The sequence below is a fragment of the Pantoea phyllosphaerae genome (assembly GCF_051025595.1).
GTDB lineage: Bacteria > Pseudomonadota > Gammaproteobacteria > Enterobacterales > Enterobacteriaceae > Pantoea.
Genome location: NZ_JBPFDE010000011.1, coordinates 111101 through 130178, shown reverse-complemented (window position 1 = coordinate 130178; position 19078 = coordinate 111101). Strand labels below are relative to the sequence as shown.

Here is a 19078-nt window from a genome sequence, read left to right as displayed (position 1 = left end):
CGGGGATAAGACGCGGGGATGGGCGCGCGCCCATCCCGCAACATCAGTGAAGCCGTCGGGCGTCGATGATATCAGGCACCTGGTTCAGCCGCGACAGCACGCGGCCCAGCACCTGCTGATTGTAGATTTCAATGTCCATATCGATGGTCGCCAGCTGTTTTTTGGTGTCGCTGCGGCTGGAGACGCCCAGCACGTTGACCTTCTCGTTGGCGAGAATGGTGGTGATGTCCCGCAGCAGGCCGCTGCGATCGTTGGCGGTCACGCGCACCACCAGCGAGTAGCCGCTGGAGTAGCTCTCGCCCCACACCGCATCGACAATGCGTTCTGGCGCGTGGTCGCTCAGCTCAGCGAGCTGATCGCAGTCGGCGCGGTGGATAGAGATGCCGCGGCCCTGGGTGATAAACCCGACAATATCGTCGCCCGGAATCGGCTGACAGCAGCGCGCGATATGGTGCATCAGGTTGCCGACCCCTTCCACCACCACGCGGCCGCTCTCTTTGCGCGACGGCGGCGAGTAGCTTTTCTGCGTCAGCTGGCGCAGCGCCTCGCGATCTTCCTCTTCCGCGCTCGGCTTGTGGAGCTTCGCCTGCAGGAAGTTAACCATCTGATTAAGGCGAATATCGCCGCCGCCGATCGCCGCCAGCAGCTCATCGAGCGAGGTAACGTTATAGCGCGGCAGCAGCAGCTTCTCCGCTTCGCGCAGGCTGATATCGAGCTGGTTCAGCTCGCTGTCGAGGATCTGACGGCCCGCGGCGATGTTTTTGTCGCGGTCCTGCTTGCGGAACCAGTTATGGATCTTGGCGCGTCCGCGGCTGGTGGTGATATAGCCGAGGTTGGGGTTCAGCCAGTCGCGGCTCGGGTTCGGCTGTTTCTGGGTGATCACTTCAACCTGATCGCCCATCTGCAGCTGATAGGTAAAGGGCACGATGCGGCCGCCGATCTTGGCGCCGATGCAGCGGTGGCCGATATCGCTGTGAATGTGATAGGCGAAGTCGAGCGGCGTCGATCCGGCGGGCAGATCCACCACGTCGCCTTTTGGGGTAAAGACGTACACGCGATCGTCGAACACCTGGCTGCGCACCTCTTCCAGCATCTCGCCGGAGTCAGCCATCTCTTCCTGCCAGGCGATCAGCTTACGCAGCCAGGCGATACGCCCTTCGTGTCCAGAGGCGCCGCGGGCGCTGCCGGTGCTCGGCCCCTCTTTATATTTCCAGTGTGCGGCGACGCCCAGCTCGGCGTCTTCATGCATCTGCCGGGTGCGGATCTGAATTTCCACGGTTTTGCCTTTCGGCCCGAGCACCACGGTATGAATCGACTGATAGCCATTCGGTTTAGGGTTGGCGACATAGTCATCGAACTCCGCCGGCAGATGACGATAGAGCGTATGCACGATGCCGAGCGCGCCGTAGCAGTCCTGCAGACGCTCGGCAACGATGCGCACCGCGCGCACGTCAAACAGCTCGTCGAACGCCAGCGACTTCTTCTGCATCTTGCGCCAGATGCTGTAGATATGTTTCGGACGACCGTAAACCTCGGCGCGTACCCCCTCTTTCACCATCTCTTTGCGCAGTGAGTCGACGAAGTTCTCGATATACTGCTCGCGGTCGATACGGCGCTCGTGCAGCAGTTTGGCGATGCGTTTGTATTCATCGGGATGCAGGTAGCGGAAGCAGTAATCCTCCAGCTCCCATTTCAGCTGGCCGATGCCGAGCCGGTTGGCGAGCGGCGCATAGATATTGGTGCTCTCTTTGGCCGCCAGCACGCGCTCATCTTCCGGCGCGTCTTTCATCTCGCGCAGGTTCATGATGCGTTCCGCCAGCTTGATCACCACGCAGCGGAAATCCTCCACCATCGCCAGCAGCATGCGGCGCACGTTATCCACCTGCTCAGAGGCCATGGAGTCGTTGTGGATCGCTTTGAGCTGGCGAATGGCGTCCATATCGCGCACGCCGTGCACCAGCGTAACGATGCCGTTGCCGAAGGTTTCGCCTAGCTCCTCTTCGCTCACCACTTCCGCGCTCGCCAGCGGGAAGATCAGCGCGGCGCAGGAGCTTTCGATATCCATGCTGAGCATTGAGAGGATCTCAACCATCTCGATACCGCGCCACAGCAGCAGCGACTGATCGGGGTGGCCCTGCGTCTGGGCCTCGCAATAGCGCCAGGTCTCGGCGATACGTTCACATGATTGCGGGTTGGCAATGCCAAGACTGGCGATCCACTGATCGAGAGCGAACTCTCCTGCCGTATTTAAATGCGCACTTCTGACCGCAACCATATCCTCTCCTGCCACAGCAGCATCAATTGCCGCTTATGTTTTGCTGAATAGCACCATGGATTCGAGATGGCGGGTATGAGGGAACATATCCAGCATCGCGACCCTTTCCAGATGGTAGCCCGCCGACAGCAATGTCTGGCTGTCACGAGCAAGCGTTGTGGGATTACACGAAACATAGACCACGCGCTCTGGCGCAAGTTTAACCACATGCGTCATCACACCCGCGGCCCCGGCGCGCGCCGGATCGAGCAATACCTTGTTAAATCCCTGCGCCGCCCACGGCTGGCGCGTAACGTCTTCCTCCAGGTTGTGCTGGAAAAAGCGGACATTTTTAAGATTATTCAGTTGCGCATTATACGCTGCCTGCCGCACTAATGCTGCAACGCCCTCCACACCCACAGCATTTTGTACGAATTTTCCTACAGGGATCGTAAAGTTTCCCATGCCGCAAAAAAGATCGAGCACGCGGTCTTCCGGCCGCAGATCGAGCCAGGCGATCGCCTGCGCCACCATCTGCTGATTGACCGCGTCGTTGACCTGGATAAAGTCTTGCGGACTAAAGGTCAACCGCACCTCGCCCGAATGGTAAAAAGGTTCCTCGCCGCGCACCTGCTCCAGCCGCTTGCCGTCGTCGAGAAACAGCATCAGCCTCTGCTCATGCGAAAAACATTCCAGTTTTTCGCGGTCGGCGGCCTGCAGCGCGTCGAGATGGCGCAATACCATCAGCGGCCCGTTGTCCGCCAGCACCAGTTCAAGATGCCCCAGCCGGCTGGCCGCCTTTAGCGCGCTGAGGCAGTCGCGCAACGGCAGCAGCAGCGCTTCAAGTTCGGGCGCCAGAATGGGGCAGACGCGAATGGCTACCAGCTCGTTGCTCCCTTCCTGGCGAAATCCCATCTGCAGCTCGCGCGTTTTCGGCTGCCACTGCAGGCCGAGGCGCGCGCGGCGACGGTAGCCCCAGGCAGGTCCGGCGAGGATCTCGTCCACCGCGACGGCACGCTGCGCCGTCTGGCCCAGCATACGCGACAGCGCTGCCGCTTTGCTGCGCTGCTGCAGCGACTCGGCGACGTGCTGCTGCTGACAACCGCCACAGCGGGTAAAGTGCGGGCAGCGCGGCGTCACGCGCTCCGGGCTGAGGCTGAGCAGCCGCGTCGCTTTGCCGCGCGCATACTGACGTTTCTCCTCCACCAGCGTCACTTCCGCCTGCTCGCCGGGCAGCGCGCCGTTGATAAACAGGGTCTTGCCCTGATGCCGCGCCACGCCCTGACCAAAAGGATCGAGCTCGTCTACGGTGACGGTGATGCGTTGCTTCGTCGTCACGCGCTGTTTTGCGGAGTAAAATTGCGCCATAGTGTTCTACATTCTCAATAAAATTCAGCGTGCGCGCGTTGTCGCGCACAGGGATAACGGGCTCAGCCAGCGACTATTATGACGAAATACAGCCTGCGGGCGCGAATGATGATTCTAATTTTGGCCCCGACGTTAATGATTGGACTCCTGCTCAGCTCATTTTTCGTGGTGCATCGCTATAACGAACTTCAGCGGCAGGTCGTGGACGCGGGCGCCAGCATTATCGAGCCGCTGGCGATCTCCAGCGAATACAGCATGACCTGGCACGATCGCGACGCGCTGCGCGCGCTGGTCAGCCTGCTGCACCGCCGTCATTCTGATATTGTCCGCGCCATTTCCGTGTTCGACAACACTAACCGTCTCTACGTCACCTCGAATAACAACCAGAATCTGAGCCTGACGCAGGAAGAGGATATCCACGCGCTGCCGGACGATGTCTCGATAGAGCGCCACGGCACGCTGCTGATCCTGCGCACGCCGATCACCTCTGAGCACTATGCGATAGATGAACAGCCGAGCGAAGAGGCGAAACCAGCGGGTAATCCGCTCGGCTACGTGGCGATCGAGCTCGATCTCCAGTCAGTGCGTTTGCAGCAGTATAAAGAGGTATTTATCGCCACCCTGATGCTGCTGTTTTGTCTCTGCATCGCTATGCTGTTCGCCTATCGCCTGATGCGCGACGTTACCGGCCCGATTCGCAACATGGTGACAACCGTCGACCGCATTCGCCGCGGCCAGCTCGACAGCCGCGTCGAGGGTTATATGCTGGGCGAGCTGAGCATTCTGAAAAACGGCATCAACGCCATGGCGATGTCGCTCACCGCCTATCATGAAGAGATGCAGCACAATATCGATCAGGCGACCTGGGATCTGCGAGAAACGCTGGAGCAGCTGGAGATTCAGAACGTCGAGCTGGATCTGGCGAAAAAGCGCGCCCAGGAAGCGGCGCGCATCAAGTCGGAGTTTCTCGCCAATATGTCTCACGAGCTGCGCACCCCGCTCAACGGCGTGATCGGCTTTACCCGTCAGATGCTGAAAACGGCGCTCGGCACCACCCAGCGCGACTATATGCACACCATTGAGCGCTCGGCGAATAACTTACTCAGCATCATCAATGACGTGCTCGACTTTTCCAAGCTGGAAGCGGGCAAGCTGGTGCTGGAGTCGATTCCTTTCCCGCTGCGCGCCACCCTGGATGAAACCATCGTGCTGCTGGCGCCGTCGGCGCACGAAAAAGGGCTGGAGCTGACGGTGCTGTGCGACAGCAGCGTGCCGGATAACGTGATCGGCGATCCGCTGCGCCTGCAGCAGATTCTGATCAACCTGCTGGGCAACGCCATCAAGTTTACCGAGCGCGGCACAATCGATCTGCGCGTCGAACAGCGCGCCGTCAGCGCCACGCGCGTCGAGCTGGAGATTCAGGTGCACGACTCCGGCATCGGCATTTCTGAGCAGCAGCAAAGCCAGCTGTTTCAGGCGTTTCGCCAGGCGGACGCCAGCATTTCCCGCCGCCACGGCGGCACCGGGCTGGGGCTGGTGATTACCCAGAAGCTGGTCAGCGAAATGGGCGGTGAAATCGCCTTCCACAGCCGCGTTAACGAAGGCTCGACCTTCTGGGTGCGGATACAGCTCGAGCTCAATCCCAACGCGCCGACGCTGCCGCGCGCGCTCGACGCCCTGTCGCGCTCGCGCATGGCCTACGTCGAGGCGCACGCCGCCTCGGCTGACGCGGCGCTGAAGATGCTGCGCCTTACCCCACTGCAGGTCGAGCACAGCGAAACGCTGTCGGGCCTGCGCGAGCCGCACTATCCGCTGCTGCTGGTCGGGCTGCCGATCGACATCACGCAGCAAGCGCTGCTGGACGACGCCTTTATCGATTCCCTGCTGAACCGTGCCGACTGCGTGCTGCTGGCGCTGCCGAGCGCCATGATGCTGCTGGCGGATCGGCTCAAGGTGCGCGGCATTCACGGCTGCATCACCAAACCGGTCTCTACCACGCGTCTGCTGCCGCTGCTGGCCGACCTGCATAGCCGCCAGCGCAGCGACCTGCCGAACGGCGCGCGCCTGCCGCTGCGGGTCATGGCGGTGGACGATAACCCCGCCAACCTCAAGCTGATCGGCGCGCTGCTGGAGGAGCAGGTGCAGCATAGCCTGTTATGCAACAACGCCGAGCAGGCGATCGCCGCGGCGCGCGCGCAGCCGCTGGATATCATCCTGATGGATATCCAGATGCCGGAGATCGACGGCATTCGCGCCAGCGAAATCATTCGCAGCCTGCCGCTGCATGCCAGTACGCCGATTGTGGCGGTCACCGCGCACGCCATCGACGGCGAGCGCGAACATCTGATCAACGCCGGGATGAACGACTATCTGGCGAAGCCGATCGACGAAGCCCGGCTCAGCCAGCTGCTGGCGCGCTACAGCCCGGCGCTGCCTGCGGTGCTGCCGCCGGTGCCTGCCGTTTCGCCGTCGCTCGACTGGGAGCTGGCGCTGCGCCAGGCGGCGAACAAGCCCGATCTGGCGCGCGACATGCTGACAATGCTGCTCGACTTTCTGCCTGAGGTGCATGAAAAACTTGACGCCTTTATGGCGGCGAAAGATGTGCAGGGAATGCGCGAAATCATTCATAAGCTGCACGGCAGCGCCAGCTACAGCGGCGTGCCGCGCATGAAGCAGCTCTGCCGCCAGCTGGAGAAGAACCTGCGCCAGAGCGGCGATATCGACGACCTGGAGCCGGAGCTGCTGGAGCTGCAGGACGAGATGGAAAACGTGGCGCGCGAGGCGCGGAGGCTGCTGGGCGAAAGCTAACCAGAGCAAAAAAGAGCGCGGCGGCAGGCAACGCAGAGAGCCTTCTGTCGCCGCATCGCCACAGCAGTGGCGGCAGGCTAACGCGGCGGCGCTGGCCGGACTCAACCGAATAACAGAAGCGTACGGTTTACTCTCGGACCAGCACCTTCAGTTTTAACGCGCGGCGGCTTTCGGCCGCCACAGCCAGAGCGCCGCAATCGCCAGCGCAAACAGCGCGCCGAAGCCGACGCCGGTCGCCACCGCAGGCGCGCCCGCCTTCACCGCCAGCGTATAGAGCCCCAGCATCACCAGCATGGCGATATTCTCGCCGAAGTTCTGCACCGCAATCGCATTGCCCGCGCCGACGCTCGCTTTGCCGCGCGCCTGCAGCACCGCGTTGAGCGGCACCACGAAAAAGCCGCCCAGCGCGCCGATCACCATCAGCAGCAGGTACGCATTCAGCAGCGAATGCTGTAGCGAAAAAATAACCACCATCACGCCGATCAGGACGCCAGCGGGCATACAGCGGCGCACCGTCTCCAGCGTCACCAGCTTCGCCGCGGCGCCGGCGCCGACCACAATGCCGATCGCCACCATGGCGTTGAGCGTGGTCGGCGTCGTGTTGTCGCCGATGCCGAGCGCCACCGGCACCCAGAGCACCAGCAGAAAGCGCAGCGTCACGCCTGCGCCCCAGAACAGGCTGGTGCCGAGGATGGAAAAGCGCGTCTCTGCGTTATGCCACAGCGTTGAGCACGCCTGGAAAAAAGCGCGCAGCATCACGCCGGGGTGCCAGCTCTGTCCCGGCCGCGCCGCGGCAAGCGCCGGAATAAACAGGTTTGCCGCCACCGCCACCGCGTAAGTGGCTGCGCAGAGCGCCAGCGCCGCCGTCAGGCTCCAGTCGGCGAGCGCCCCGCCCGATACCGATCCGAGCAGGATCGCGGCGATGGTCGAGCTCTCCATCATGCCGTTGGCCTTCACCAGCTTCTCGCCAGAGGTCAGCTCGGTAAGAATGCCGTACTTGGCGGGTGAATAAGCGGCTGCCCCAATGCCCACCAGCGTATAGCCCACGAAAGGATTGAAGCCGAAGCAGATTAGCAGCGCCCCCAGCAGCTTCAGGCCGTTGGCGAACATCATGACCCGGCCTTTGGCGAAGCTGTCCGCCATCTGACCGACAAAGGGCGCCAGCAGAATATAGGCGGCGACGAACAGCATCTGCATCACCGGCTGGCTCCAGTCGGGATAGAACTCGCTTTTCAGCAGCGCCAGGGTGGCGAACAGCAGCGCATTGTCGCCGAAGGCGGAGAAAAACTGCGCGCCCATCACCGCCAGCATGCCGCGCGACCTCAGCGACATCGCCTGCGTGTTTAGCCTGCTCATGCCTGCTCCTCTTCCGCCTGTTTTTTCAGGCTGACATAGTCCGGTTTGCCGCTGCCCAGCAACGGCAGCTGTTTCATCACGCGAATATCGCGCGGCACGGCGAGCTCCGGCGCGCCCAGCTCGCGCGCTGCCTTCTGCAGCGCGTCGCGCTTCAGTCCGGCGTCGGTGGTAAAGAGCACCAGCGCTTCGCCGCGGTTGCCGTCGGCGCGCAGCGACGCCGCGTGCTGTTTCTCCGGCGACGCCTTCAGGGCGATCTGCTCGACGCTCTCCAGCGATACCATCTCGCCGGCGATCTTGGCAAAGCGTTTGGCGCGCCCCTGGATCTGACAGAAACCGCCTTCGTCAAAGGAGACGATGTCGCCGGTATCGTACCAGCCCGCCTCCATCTGCCCTTCACCGTTGTCGGCAGCGGGCGTTTCCAGCACGCCGGGGTTCTCGACGCGCAGATAGCCGTTCATGATGTTCGGCCCGCGCAGCTGCAGACGTCCGCCCTGCTCAATGCCCTCTACCGACATCAGCCGCGAATCCATGCCCGGCAGGATGCGGCCGACGGTGTGCGCTTTCGCCGCCATCGGCACATTGATCGCCACCACCGGCGCGCATTCGGTTACGCCGTAGCCTTCCAGAATACGAATGCCGTACTTCTCCATATAGAGCTGGCGCGTCGTTTCCTGCAGCTTCTCCGCGCCCGCCACCACGTAGCGCAGGCGGGCGAAATCGTAAGGCGCAGCAAAGCGCGCGTAGTTGCCGAGGAAGGTCGAGGTGCCGAACAGCACGGTGCAGTTGCGGTCGTAGACCAGCTCCGGCACGATGCGATAGTGCAGCGGGCTGGGGTAGAGAAACACCTGCGCGCCGGTCATCAGCGGCGTGAACAGGCCCACCGTCAGGCCGAAGGCGTGGAACAGCGGCAGCGCCGACATAAATTTATCGCGTGGGGTGAAATCCGCCACGGTGCGGATCTGCTCCACGTTCGCCAGCAGGCTTTTATGCGAATGCACCACCCCTTTGGGGTTCCCCTCCGAGCCGGAGGTGAAGAGCACCATCGCCGCCTCTTCCGGCTGGCGCGCCACCTGCGCGCGACGCGGCAGCAGCAGATGCGCGAGGATCCAGAGCTTGTCCTGTGTTGTCACGGTATCGCGCAGATCCTCCAGATAGATCCACTCGACCTCGGTCAGCCCCTGCGGCAGATGCCAGAGGTTGCCCTTCTCCAGAAACTGGCGCGAGGTGAAGACGGTTTTCACCTGCGACGCGGTCAGCGCCGCGCGCATGCCGTTGACCCCGGCGGTGTAGTTGAGCATCGCCGGCACGCGCCCGCGCATCGACGCGCCGAGGATCGCCGCGGCGGTCACCGTCGCATTCGGCAGCAGCAGGCCGACGATCTCGCCCGGCTGGCTGTAGCGCTCCAGAATGCGCCCGACGCCGAGCGCCTTTTTCAGCAGCCCGGTATAGCTGTCGGGCTGCATATTGACGTCTTCGATGCAGGGCTTGAAGGCGCCGTAGCGGGTACGAGCGCTGAGGAAGGCGTCATAGAGCGTTTCGCGCGGGCGCACCGCCATGCGCGCCTCCATCATAATATGGTGCAGGTGCTCACCAGCGAGCTGGCGCCGGTCGCGCGCGCGCTTCGCCTCCGGCATCGGAATGCGCGTGGCGGGCAGAATGCTCAGGGTGATACGGGGAAAAAGGCGGCGCTTGAAGACGCCCGCCAGGCGGCCAAAGGGGGTGTACTCTGCGCCTTCAATGCGCATCGGCACTACGTTGGCCTGCGATTTGGCGGCGACGAACCCCGCGCCGCTGTAGATTTTCATCAGCGAGCCGGTCACGGTAATGCGCCCTTCCGGGAAGATCACCACCGGACGGCCGCTGTCGATCAGCCGCACCAGCTGCTTGATCGACATCGGCCGGGTCGGATCGAGCGGAACGAAATCGATCAGCGGCTTCACCATCCGCATATACCACCGATCGCTGATGGCGGAATAAACTGCGAAAACCGGTCTGATCGGCAGGAACAGCGCCAGCAGCACGCCGTCGAGAAAAGAGAGATGATTCGGCGCGATCAGCACTTTTCCCTGATGCAGCGCGGCGGTATCACCGCGCAGTTCCACTCGCCACAGCAGGCGGCAGACCAGCCGTAAAAATGTAAACAACATGCCAGCTCCATAGCATCGCTAAAAAGGTTCCTAACGATGCAGGATCTGACGTCGTTCGACAAGCGTAAAGGCGCGATTTAGGGCGCGCTCTGCCAGCCGCCGCCGAGCGCGGCAATCAGCGCCACGCTGGCGACCCACTGCGTGCTTTGCAGCGTCAGCAGGCTCTGCTGCGCGCTCAGGCTGCTGGCCTCGGTGGTGGCGACGTCCAGATAGTCGATCATGCCCGCTTCATACTGGTTGCGGGTGACGCGCGCCGATTCGCGCGCGGCGTCGGTGGCACGCTGCTGCGCATCCAGTTCGCTGGTGAGGGTGTTTAGCTCTACCAAATCATCTTCGACTTCCTGCATCGCCGTCAGCACCGCCAGGCGATAGCTGGCGACGCTGGCATCATACGCGGCGCGCGCCTGATCCACCTTCGCCGAGGTAGCGCCGAAATCGAGCAGCGTGCCGCTCAGATCGGGGCCGAGCGACCAGACGCGATACGGCAGCGAAAAGAGATTATGCAGCGCCGAGGCGCTGGTGCCGCCGCTGGCGCTCAGCGTCAGATCGGGATAGTAGCCGGCAATCGCCACGCCGACCGCGGCGTTGGCGGCGGCGACGTTGCGTTCGGCATAGGCGATATCGGGACGGCGCTGCAGCAGCTGCGACGGCAGCGCCTGCGGCAACGGCGGCAGCGTCGCGGTCAGCTTCGCCGCTGGCAGGCTGAAGTCGGCTGGCGCTTTGCCGATCAGCAGCGCGATAGCATGCTCCATCTGGGCCCGCTGCCACTGCTGGTCGAGCGCCGAGGCGCGCGCGCTCTCCAGCTGCATCTGCGCCTGCGCCAGGGTGGCGCGCGATTCGCTGCCCGCCTGGTATTTATTCTCAATGACCTTCAGGTAGCGATCGTAGGCCGCCACGCTTTGCTGATAGCGCGCGATCTTCTCATCCATAATACGCAGCTGAAAATAGTCCTGCGCCAGCGCCGACTGGGCGCTGAGCGTCACGTTCGCCAGCTCGGCGGCGCTCGCCTGGGCGCTGGCAACATTCTCTTCGCGGGTGCGGCGCAGCTTGCCCCACAGATCCGCCTCCCAGCTGGCGCTTAGCTGCGCCGAGTTGCTATTGGTGACGCTGCGCGCGCCGCTGTTGGTCGAACGGGTGCCGCTGCGCGTTCCGCTGGCGTCATAACCGAGCGTGGGAAAGCGCGCGGCGCGCGACTGAGCGGCCAGCGCCTGCGCCTCGCGGTACTGCGCGGCGTAGCTGGCGACGTTCTGGTTAGAGAGGCTGACCTGCTGCAACAGGCCGCTCAGGGTGTCGTCGTGATAGACCGCCCACCATTCACCTTTGCTCTGATCGTCCTGCGGTGCGGCGCGCTGCCAGCCTCTCGCCTCTTTGTAATGGAGCGGCACGCTGGCGCTGGGGCGCTGATAGTCGGGGCCGACGGCGCAGCCGCCGAGCAGCAGCAGTAAAGCGAGAGAAACGTTTTTCATCGATCAGGATTCCGCATGGCGCAAACGGCGCCACTGACGTTGAGTGGCGCGACTCAAACGGTCGAGCCAGAGATAAACCACCGGCGTGGTAAACAGGGTCAGCAGCTGGCTCAATGCCAGACCACCGGCAATCGCCATGCCGAGCGGGCTGCGCAGATCGGCGTCGCCGCCGCTGCCGAGCGCCAGCGGCAGCGCGCCGAAAAAGGCCGCCAGCGTGGTCATCATAATGGGGCGAAAGCGCATCAGGCACGCCTGCACGATCGCCTGCTGCGGCGTCAGGCCGAGACGGCGCTCGGCGTCGAGCGCAAAGTCGATCATCATAATGGCGTTCTTCTTGACGATGCCAATCAGCAGGATGATGCCGATCAGCGCAATCACCGTGAGCTGCGTGTTGGTGAGCAGCAGCAGCAGCAGCGCGCCGACGCCCGCCGACGGCAGCGTCGAGAGAATGGTCAGCGGATGCACGTAGCTCTCGTAGAGCACGCCCAGCACGATATAGACCGCCGCCAGCGCCGCCAGGATCAGCCAGGGCATGGTGGCCGTCAGCTGGCCGAAGGCGGCGGCGGTGCCGGCGAAACCGGCCTGGATGCTGGAGGGCAGACCGAGCTTCGCCATCGCCTGCTTGATCAGCGCCTGCGCCTGCTCCAGCGAGACGCCGTCGTTGAGGTTAAAGGCAATGGTGCTGGTGGCCGACTGCCCCTGATGCGCCACCGACAGCGGCGCGTTGCCGCTGGTCAGGGTGGCGAAGGCGGAGAGCGGCACCCGGTCACCGCTGTCGTTAATCACATAGAGCTGCGCTAAAACCGCCGGATCGCGCGTGTAGCTGCTGTTAAGCGACATCACGACGTGATACTGATTCAGCGTGTGATAGAGCGTGGCGACCTGGCGCTGGCTGAAGGCGTTGTTGAGCAGGGTGTCGAGCATCTGCACATTGACGCCGAGGCGCGTGGCGCGATCGCGATCGATGGTGATCACCACCTCCTGGCCGCCGGTTTGCGAGTCAGAGTCGACGCTGTTGAGCTGCGGGATCGCCGCCAGCGCCGCCTGCACCTTCGGCGTCCAGGTGCGCAGCAGATCGAGATCGTCCGCCTGCAGGCTGTACTGATAGCTGGCGTTGGCGCTGCGGCCGCCGATATGCAGATCCTGCGCCGCCATCAGGAACATCTGCGCGCCCGCGATATGGCTGGTTTTCATGCTCAGCCGGTTGGCCACTTCGGTGGCGGTGGCGTCGCGCTGGTCGAGCGCCTTCAGCCGCACGAAGAAGTTGGCGCTGTTGCGCGAGCCGAACATGCCGCTGCCCATCGACGACATTACGCTCTCTACCGCCGGATCGGCCTGAATGATGCTGGTGAACATCAGCATTTTCGGCTTCATCGCCTGAAACGAGATGTTCTGGTCGGCGCGCAGCGCGCCCATCAGCAGGCCGGTGTCCTGATTGGGAAAGAAGCCCTTCTGCACCACGCTATAGAGAAACAGATTGAGCAGCACGGTGAGCAGCAGGCTAAACATCGTCAGCTTCTGATGGCGCATCACCCAGTTCAGCCCGCGCGCATAGGCGGCCAGCAGCGCGTTGAGGCGGTTCTCAATAAACTGATAAACCGGATGCGGTCGTGTGGTCACGCGCGGTTTGCGCTTCAGCAGCCGCGAGCAGAGCATCGGCGTCAGGCTGAGCGAGACAAACATCGAGATCAGCAGCGACACCGTGAGGGTAACGGCGAATTCGCGGAACAGGCGTCCTACGATGCTGCCCATCAGCAGGACAGGGATAAAAACGGCGATCAGCGACACCGTCATTGACAGCACGGTAAAGCTCACCTCGCGCGCGCCGCGGACCGCCGCGCGCACCGGGCCCAGCCCCTCTTCGATATGGCGCGTAATGTTCTCCAGCACCACGATGGCGTCATCCACCACAAAGCCGGTAGAGATAATCAGCGCCATCAGCGAGAGGTTGTCGAGGCTGTAGCCGAGCAGGTACATCACCGCGCAGGTGCCGATCAGCGACACCGGCAGCGCCAGCGCCGGGATCACCACCGCCTGCAGGTTACGCAGAAACAGAAACACCACGGCGATCACCAGCAGCACCGCGATCAGCAGCGTCTCTTCGGTGTCGTAGAGCGAGGCGCGCACCCCTGGCGAGCGGTCGATCACCACTTTTAGCTGCGTATCGGCGGGCAGATCGTTCTCCAGCGCCGGCAGCTGCGCCTTAATCGCGTCGATGGTGTCGAGCATATTGGCGCCCGCCTGGCGCTTGATGCCGATCATCACCGACGGCGCGGCATTGAGGAAACCGGCCTGATACTGATCCTCCACCGAGTCGTAGACGGTGGCGACGTCGTGCAGCCGCACCGCGTTGCCGTCCTGATAAGCGACGATGAGATCGCGATACTGCGCCGCTTTATCGAGCTGGCCGTTGCTGTCTATCATCCACGACTGGCTGCTGCCCTGCAGCATCCCTTTCGGCAAATTGGTGGTGCTGTTGGCAACGGCGCTGCGCACGCTATCCAGCGAGATGCCGTAGTGCGTCAGCTTCTGCGGCTGCAGGTCGATGCGCACCGCAGGCAGCGCGCTGCCCATCAGCGACACCTCGCCCACGCCCTTCACCTGTCCCATCGCCTGCTCAATCTTGCTTTCGGCCAGATCGTACAGCTCGCCGGGGGTGCGCGTCGCCGAGGTGAGCGCCAGCATCACGATCGGCGCGTCGGAGGGGTTAGCTTTGCGGTAGGTCGGCAGCGACGCCATGCTGCTCGGCAGCAGGCTGCGCGAGGCGTTGATCGCCGCCTGCACGTCGCGCGCCGCGCCGTTGATATCGCGGTCCAGCTCAAACTGCAAAATGATGCTGGCGGATCCCTGCGAGCTGCTGGAGGTCATTTCGGTAATGCCCGCAATCTGCCCCAGCGCGCGCTCCAGCGGCGTCGCCACCGTCGCCGCCATGGTTTCCGGACTGGCGCCCGCCAGGCTGGCGCTCACCATAATGGTGGGAAAATCGACCTGCGGCAGCGGCGCGACCGGCAGCAGCCGGTAGCCGAGCGCGCCGAGCAGCAGGATCGCCAGCGTCAGCAGCAGCGTGGCGACCGGGCGGAAGATAAACAGCCGCGTCAGGTTCATGACGCGCCTCGCGACCGCTGCTGGCGACGTTTCACCCAGGCGTTGCCGCGCTGCGCGACGGCGTCAAACCACAGGTAGATCACCGGCGTGGAGAAGAGCGTCAGCACCTGACTGACGATCAGCCCGCCGACGATCACCAGCCCCAGCGGCTGGCGCAGCTCCGCGCCGGAGCCTGACGCCAGCATCAGCGGCAGCGCGCCGAGCAGCGCCGCCATGGTGGTCATCAGGATCGGGCGAAAGCGCAGCAGGCAGGCCTGATGGATCGCCTCGCGCGGACTGAGGTGCTGCCTGTTCTCCGCCTCCAGCGCAAAGTCGATCATCATAATGGCGTTCTTTTTCACGATGCCGATCAGCAGGATCACGCCGATTAGCGCAATCAGGCTGAACTCGCTGCCCGCCAGCAGCAGCGTCAGCAGCGCGCCGACCGCCGCCGAGGGCAGCGTGGAGAGAATGGTGACCGGATGAATAAAGCTCTCGTAGAGAATGCCCAGCACCACGTACATGGTGAGCAGCGCGGCGAGGATCAGCCACAGGGTATTGCCGGTGGCGCTCTGGAAGGCGGCGGTTTCGCCCTGATAGCGCAGCGTGATGCTCGACGGCATCCCCAGCTGCTGCTGCACCTCGGCGATCGCCTTCTGCCCCTCCTCCAGCGAGTAGCCGCTGTTCAGGTTGAAGGAGATCGTCACCGCCGGGAACTGGTTGAGCCGCATATGCATCAGCGAACCGGCGCGCTGGTGGATGGTGGCGACCGAGGTCAGCTTTACCATGCCGCCGCTGGCGTCGCTGGTTGACGTTGACGTTGACGTTGATGTGGTCGAAGATGCGCCCGCAGATGACGTCGAACTGCTCGTCGCGCTATCGCTGGTCGCGGCCTGTAGATAGATCTCCTCCAGCGAGGCGGGAGACTGCTGGTAAGCGGGCGCCACCTCCAGCACCACGCGATACTGGTTCGACTGGGTGAAAATGGTGGAGACCAGACGCTGGCCGAAGGCGTTGTAGAGCGCGGTATCGACGTCCGAAGCGGTAATGCCGTAGCGCGCCGCTTTATCGCGGTTCAGCTCGACCCAGGCGACGCGGCCCTGATCCTGCAGGTTACTTACCACGCCGTTAAATTCCGGGCGCTTTTGCAGCGCCGCCACCAGCCTCGGCGACCAGGTCACCAGATTTTCGCTGTCGGCGTCGTCGAGGGTGAACTGATACTGGCTCGGCGTCACCTGATCGTTGACCGTCAGATCCTGCGCGGGCTGCATATAGAGCTGGATGCCTGCCACCTGCGTCGCCGCCTGCTGCAGCTGCTTAATCACCGCACCGGCCTTGTCGTCCCGCTGGTCGAAAGGCTTCAGGTTAATCTGCAGGCGTCCGCTGTTCAGGCTGGTGTTGCTGCCGTCGATGCCGATGGTAGAGGAGACGCTCTGCACCGCCGGGTTGGCCAGCACCACCTTCGCCAGCGCCTGCTGACGCTTTGCCATCTCGCTAAAGGAGACATCCTGCGACGCCAGCGTAATGCCCTGAATCAGCCCGGTATCCTGGGTCGGGAAAAAGCCTTTCGGCACCGCTATATAGAGCAGCGCGGTGAGCGCAAAGGTCGCCAGCGCCACCAGCAGCGTCAGCTTCTGGTGGTTGAGCACCACCGTCAGCAGCCGATCGTAGCCGCGGATAAGCTTGTCGAACAGCTCGCCGCCCTTGCGCGCAAAGCGCGACTGCCGCTCCGGCGGAATATGGCGCAGCAGATAAGCGCACAGCATCGGCGTTAAGGTCAGCGACACCAGCATCGACACCAGGATCGACACCGCCAGGGTGATAGCGAACTCGCGGAACAGCCGCCCGACCACGTCGCCCATAAACAGCAGCGGGATCAGCACCGCAATCAGCGAGAAGGTCAGCGAGATAATGGTGAAGCCGATCTGCTGCGAGCCCTTTAGCGCCGCCTGCATCGGCGTTTCGCCCTCCTCCAGCCGCCGCGAGATATTCTCTACCACCACGATGGCGTCGTCGATGACGAAGCCGGTGGCGATGGTGAGCGCCATCAGCGACAGGTTATTGAGGCTAAAGCCCGCCAGATACATCACGCCAAAGGTGCCGACCAGCGACAGCGGCACCGCCACGCTGGGGATCAGCGTCGCCGCCACGTTGCGCAGAAAGAGAAAGGTCACCATCACCACCAGCGCGATCGACAGCATCAGCTCAAACTGCACGTCGCTGATGGAGGCGCGGATGGTCTGGGTACGGTCGGAAAGTATCGTTATCTTCACGCCGTCCGGCAGCGCGGCCTGTAGCGTAGGCAGCGCCGCCTTGATGCTGTCCACCACCTGAATCACGTTAGCGCCCGGCTGGCGCTGCACGCTGATAACAATTGCCGGGCTGCGGTTGGCCCAGGCGGACTGGAAGCTGTTTTCCGGCCCCTGCTCAATATGGGCGATATCCTTCAGGCGCAGCGCCGCGCCGTTCTGATACGTGAGAATCAGGTTGCCGTACTCGTCGGCGGTGCGCAGCTGATCGTTGGCGTCGATGGTGACCGAGTGATATTTGCCGTCGAAGCCGCCTTTGGAACCGTTAACGTTGCTGTTGCCGATCAGCGTGTTGACATCTTCCAGCGTCAGATGATGAGCGGCAAGCGCGGTCGGGTTCATCTGCACGCGGATCGCTGGCTGATGGCCGCCCGCCAGCGTCACCATGCCAACGCCGGAAATCTGCGACAGCTTTAGCGCCACGCGGGTATTGACCAGATCCTGCACCTGCGTCAGCGGCAGGGTGTCTGAACTGGCCGCCAGGGTGATCACCGCGCTGTCCGCCGGATTGACCTTTTTGTAGGTCGGCGGATTGGGCAGATCGCTCGGCAGCAGATTATTGGCGGCGTTGATCGCCGCCTGCACTTCCTGCTCCGCCACGTCGAGCGAAAGATCGAGGCTGAACTTCAGGGTGATAACAGAGGAGCCGCCGGAGCTGGTGGAGGTCATCTGGCTCAGCCCGGCCATCTGCCCCAGCTGGCGCTCCAGCGGCGAGGTCACCGACGACGCCATCACGTCGGGGCTGGCGCCGGGATAGAGCGTGGTGACCTGGATGGTGGGATAGTCCACCTGCGGCAGCGCCGAGGTCGACAGGAATTTGTAGGCAAAAATGCCAGCAACCAGCACGCCGACCATCAGCAGAATGGTAGCGACCGGCCGCAGGATAAAGAGACGTGACGGGTTCATTTTGCCTCGGTGGTCGCGGTCGGTTGCGTCTCATCCGCCAGCGCGACTTTGCTGCCGTTGGTCAGGCGATCGATGCCCTCGGTCACCAGACGCTCACCGGGCTCGACGCCTTTAAGAATCGCCTGCCTGTCGTCGCCGAACGCCGGACCAGCGGAGACCGCCTTGCGCGTCACGGTATTGTCTTTATTGATCGCATAGACAAAGCTGCCGTCGCTGCTCAACTGCAGCGCCTGCGACGGGATCACCGTCGCCCCTGTCAGGGTTGCCATCTGCAAACGCAGATTGACGAACTGGTTGGCATAGAGCGCCTCATCCTCGTTGGCGAAGGTCGCCTTCAGCGCCACGGTGCCGGTGCTGGTGTCGATCTGGTTGCTGATGAATTTCACTTCCCCCTGCGCCAGCGCGCGGCTGTTGTCCTGGTCGAAGGCGGTGGCGGGCAGCGCCTGACCGTTGTGCAGCGCCTTAATCAGCGCGGGAATATAGCTCTGCGGCACGCTAAAGGTCACGGCGGCGGGCTGCATCTGGGTAATGGTGACCAGCCCGGTGCTGCTGGAGCTTTGCACCATATTGCCAGGGTCCACCAGCCGCAGCCCGACGCGACCGCTGACCGGCGCGGTGATGCGCGCATATTCAATGCTCAGCTTCGCGCTGGCGATCTGCGCCTGGTCGGCGGCGACGGCGCCGCGGTACTGCCCGACGGTCGCGGTCTGGGTGTCGAGATCCTGACGTGCCAGCGAGTCCTGCGCGTAGAGCTTGCGGTAGCGCGCCAGCGTCAGCTCGGCGCTTTTCAGCAGCGCCTGGTTTTCGCTCAGCTCCGCCTGATACTGATTCAGCGTCGCCTGAAAGCCGCGCGGATCGATCTGCGCCAGCAGCTGGCCCGCCTCTACCTTCTGCCCTTCGGTAAAGTAAACCTTCTCCAGCTGGCCGTCGACGCGGCTGGTGACGGTGACGCTGGCGTTGGGGATCACCGTGCCGAGCGCGTTGAGATAGACCGGCACGTCGGCGGTGGTCGCCACGCCGCTGTGCACCAGCGTCGCGCCGCCGCCCATCATCGCCATGCCCGGCGGCCCGCCGCGTCCGCCGTGACGACCGCCAGGCGGCATCGCACCCTGCCCTTTGCCGAACGGCAACACGCGCCAGATGGCGCCGGCAATCATCACCATCAGGATGAACAGCAGCAGCCATTTAAGCCAGCGGGAACGGGAGAGGCGGGAGGTATGCGTCATGGTTAAAAAGTCTTTGCAGAGGTAGAAAGAAAAACCCCCTATTTTTCAGGGGATTATTACGTTTATCAATCATCACGCCGTGTATTATCTGCGAAGCCCCGGCTGTTTTTCTATCGGCAAACCGTAAGGGTTGCGTTAAGAATGGTCAGACTTT

10 protein-coding genes are annotated in these 19078 nt (G+C 63.2%); 2 read left to right on the top strand and 8 right to left on the bottom strand.

The annotated features are described in order from the left end of the window. Positions 1-43: 43 nt before the first annotated feature. Positions 44-2275 (bottom strand): GTP diphosphokinase, encoded by a 2232-nt coding sequence (gene relA / locus ACR6A7_RS15425; protein WP_434125862.1) that lies wholly within the window; start codon positions 2273-2275, stop codon positions 44-46. 33 nt (positions 2276-2308) lie between these two features. Then, the gene (gene rlmD / locus ACR6A7_RS15420; RefSeq protein WP_434125861.1) at positions 2309-3622 is read right to left on the bottom strand and encodes a 23S rRNA (uracil(1939)-C(5))-methyltransferase RlmD; all 1314 of its coding nucleotides are present in this window, start codon (positions 3620-3622) and stop codon (positions 2309-2311) included. Positions 3623-3700: 78 nt separating this feature from the next. Between rlmD and barA the strand changes: the two genes are divergently transcribed. Both barA and ACR6A7_RS15410 read left to right on the top strand, forming a co-directional pair. Further along, the gene (barA, locus tag ACR6A7_RS15415; protein ID WP_434125860.1) at positions 3701-6430 is read left to right on the top strand and encodes a two-component sensor histidine kinase BarA; all 2730 of its coding nucleotides are present in this window, start codon (positions 3701-3703) and stop codon (positions 6428-6430) included. Further along, positions 6339-6587, top strand: coding sequence for a type II toxin-antitoxin system CcdA family antitoxin (locus ACR6A7_RS15410; protein ID WP_434125907.1), 249 nt, complete (start codon positions 6339-6341; stop codon positions 6585-6587). The genes barA and ACR6A7_RS15410 overlap by 92 nt, the downstream gene beginning before the upstream one ends. Here the strand turns inward: ACR6A7_RS15410 and lplT are convergent. The 6 genes from lplT to ACR6A7_RS15380 all read right to left on the bottom strand — a co-directional run bounded on the left by lplT (position 6584) and on the right by ACR6A7_RS15380 (position 18924). Beyond that, positions 6584-7786, bottom strand: coding sequence for a lysophospholipid transporter LplT (gene lplT / locus ACR6A7_RS15405; RefSeq protein ID WP_434125858.1), 1203 nt, complete (start codon positions 7784-7786; stop codon positions 6584-6586). The two genes, ACR6A7_RS15410 and lplT, sit on opposite strands and share 4 nt — an antisense overlap. Then, positions 7783-9933: a bifunctional acyl-ACP--phospholipid O-acyltransferase/long-chain-fatty-acid--ACP ligase gene (gene aas, locus ACR6A7_RS15400; RefSeq protein WP_434125856.1), complete on the bottom strand. Its 2151-nt coding sequence runs from the start codon at positions 9931-9933 to the stop codon at positions 7783-7785. Before aas ends, lplT begins: the two co-directional genes overlap by 4 nt. A 77-nt stretch (positions 9934-10010) precedes the next feature. Beyond that, a complete protein-coding gene (locus ACR6A7_RS15395) occupies positions 10011-11399 on the bottom strand; it encodes an efflux transporter outer membrane subunit (RefSeq protein WP_434125855.1) in 1389 nt (462 codons plus the stop codon). Positions 11400-11402: 3 nt separating this feature from the next. Next, complete coding sequence (locus ACR6A7_RS15390) at positions 11403-14504, bottom strand: efflux RND transporter permease subunit (protein ID WP_434125854.1); 3102 nt, start codon at positions 14502-14504, stop codon at positions 11403-11405. Then, positions 14501-17698, bottom strand: a complete 3198-nt coding sequence (locus ACR6A7_RS15385) for an efflux RND transporter permease subunit (RefSeq protein ID WP_434125853.1) — start codon at positions 17696-17698, stop codon at positions 14501-14503. The genes ACR6A7_RS15390 and ACR6A7_RS15385 overlap by 4 nt, the downstream gene beginning before the upstream one ends. Beyond that, positions 17695-18924 carry an efflux RND transporter periplasmic adaptor subunit gene (locus ACR6A7_RS15380; protein ID WP_434125852.1) on the bottom strand — a complete coding sequence of 410 codons (1230 nt, stop codon included), beginning with the start codon at positions 18922-18924 and terminating at the stop codon, positions 17695-17697. The genes ACR6A7_RS15385 and ACR6A7_RS15380 overlap by 4 nt, the downstream gene beginning before the upstream one ends. Between the last annotated feature and the right edge of the window lie 154 nt (positions 18925-19078).

Bases quoted from the DNA above. Each gene is read 5' to 3' on its own strand.
- aas (WP_434125856.1), bottom strand. From the start codon at position 9,933: ATGTTGTTTACATTTTTACGGCTGGTCTGCCGCCTGCTGTGGCGAGTG.
- barA (WP_434125860.1), top strand. From the start codon at position 3,701: ATGACGAAATACAGCCTGCGGGCGCGAATGATGATTCTAATTTTGGCC.
- rlmD (WP_434125861.1), bottom strand. From the start codon at position 3,622: ATGGCGCAATTTTACTCCGCAAAACAGCGCGTGACGACGAAGCAACGC.
- relA (WP_434125862.1), bottom strand. From the start codon at position 2,275: ATGGTTGCGGTCAGAAGTGCGCATTTAAATACGGCAGGAGAGTTCGCT.
- ACR6A7_RS15395 (WP_434125855.1), bottom strand. From the start codon at position 11,399: ATGAAAAACGTTTCTCTCGCTTTACTGCTGCTGCTCGGCGGCTGCGCC.
- ACR6A7_RS15380 (WP_434125852.1), bottom strand. From the start codon at position 18,924: ATGACGCATACCTCCCGCCTCTCCCGTTCCCGCTGGCTTAAATGGCTG.
- ACR6A7_RS15385 (WP_434125853.1), bottom strand. From the start codon at position 17,698: ATGAACCCGTCACGTCTCTTTATCCTGCGGCCGGTCGCTACCATTCTG.
- lplT (WP_434125858.1), bottom strand. From the start codon at position 7,786: ATGAGCAGGCTAAACACGCAGGCGATGTCGCTGAGGTCGCGCGGCATG.
- ACR6A7_RS15390 (WP_434125854.1), bottom strand. From the start codon at position 14,504: ATGAACCTGACGCGGCTGTTTATCTTCCGCCCGGTCGCCACGCTGCTG.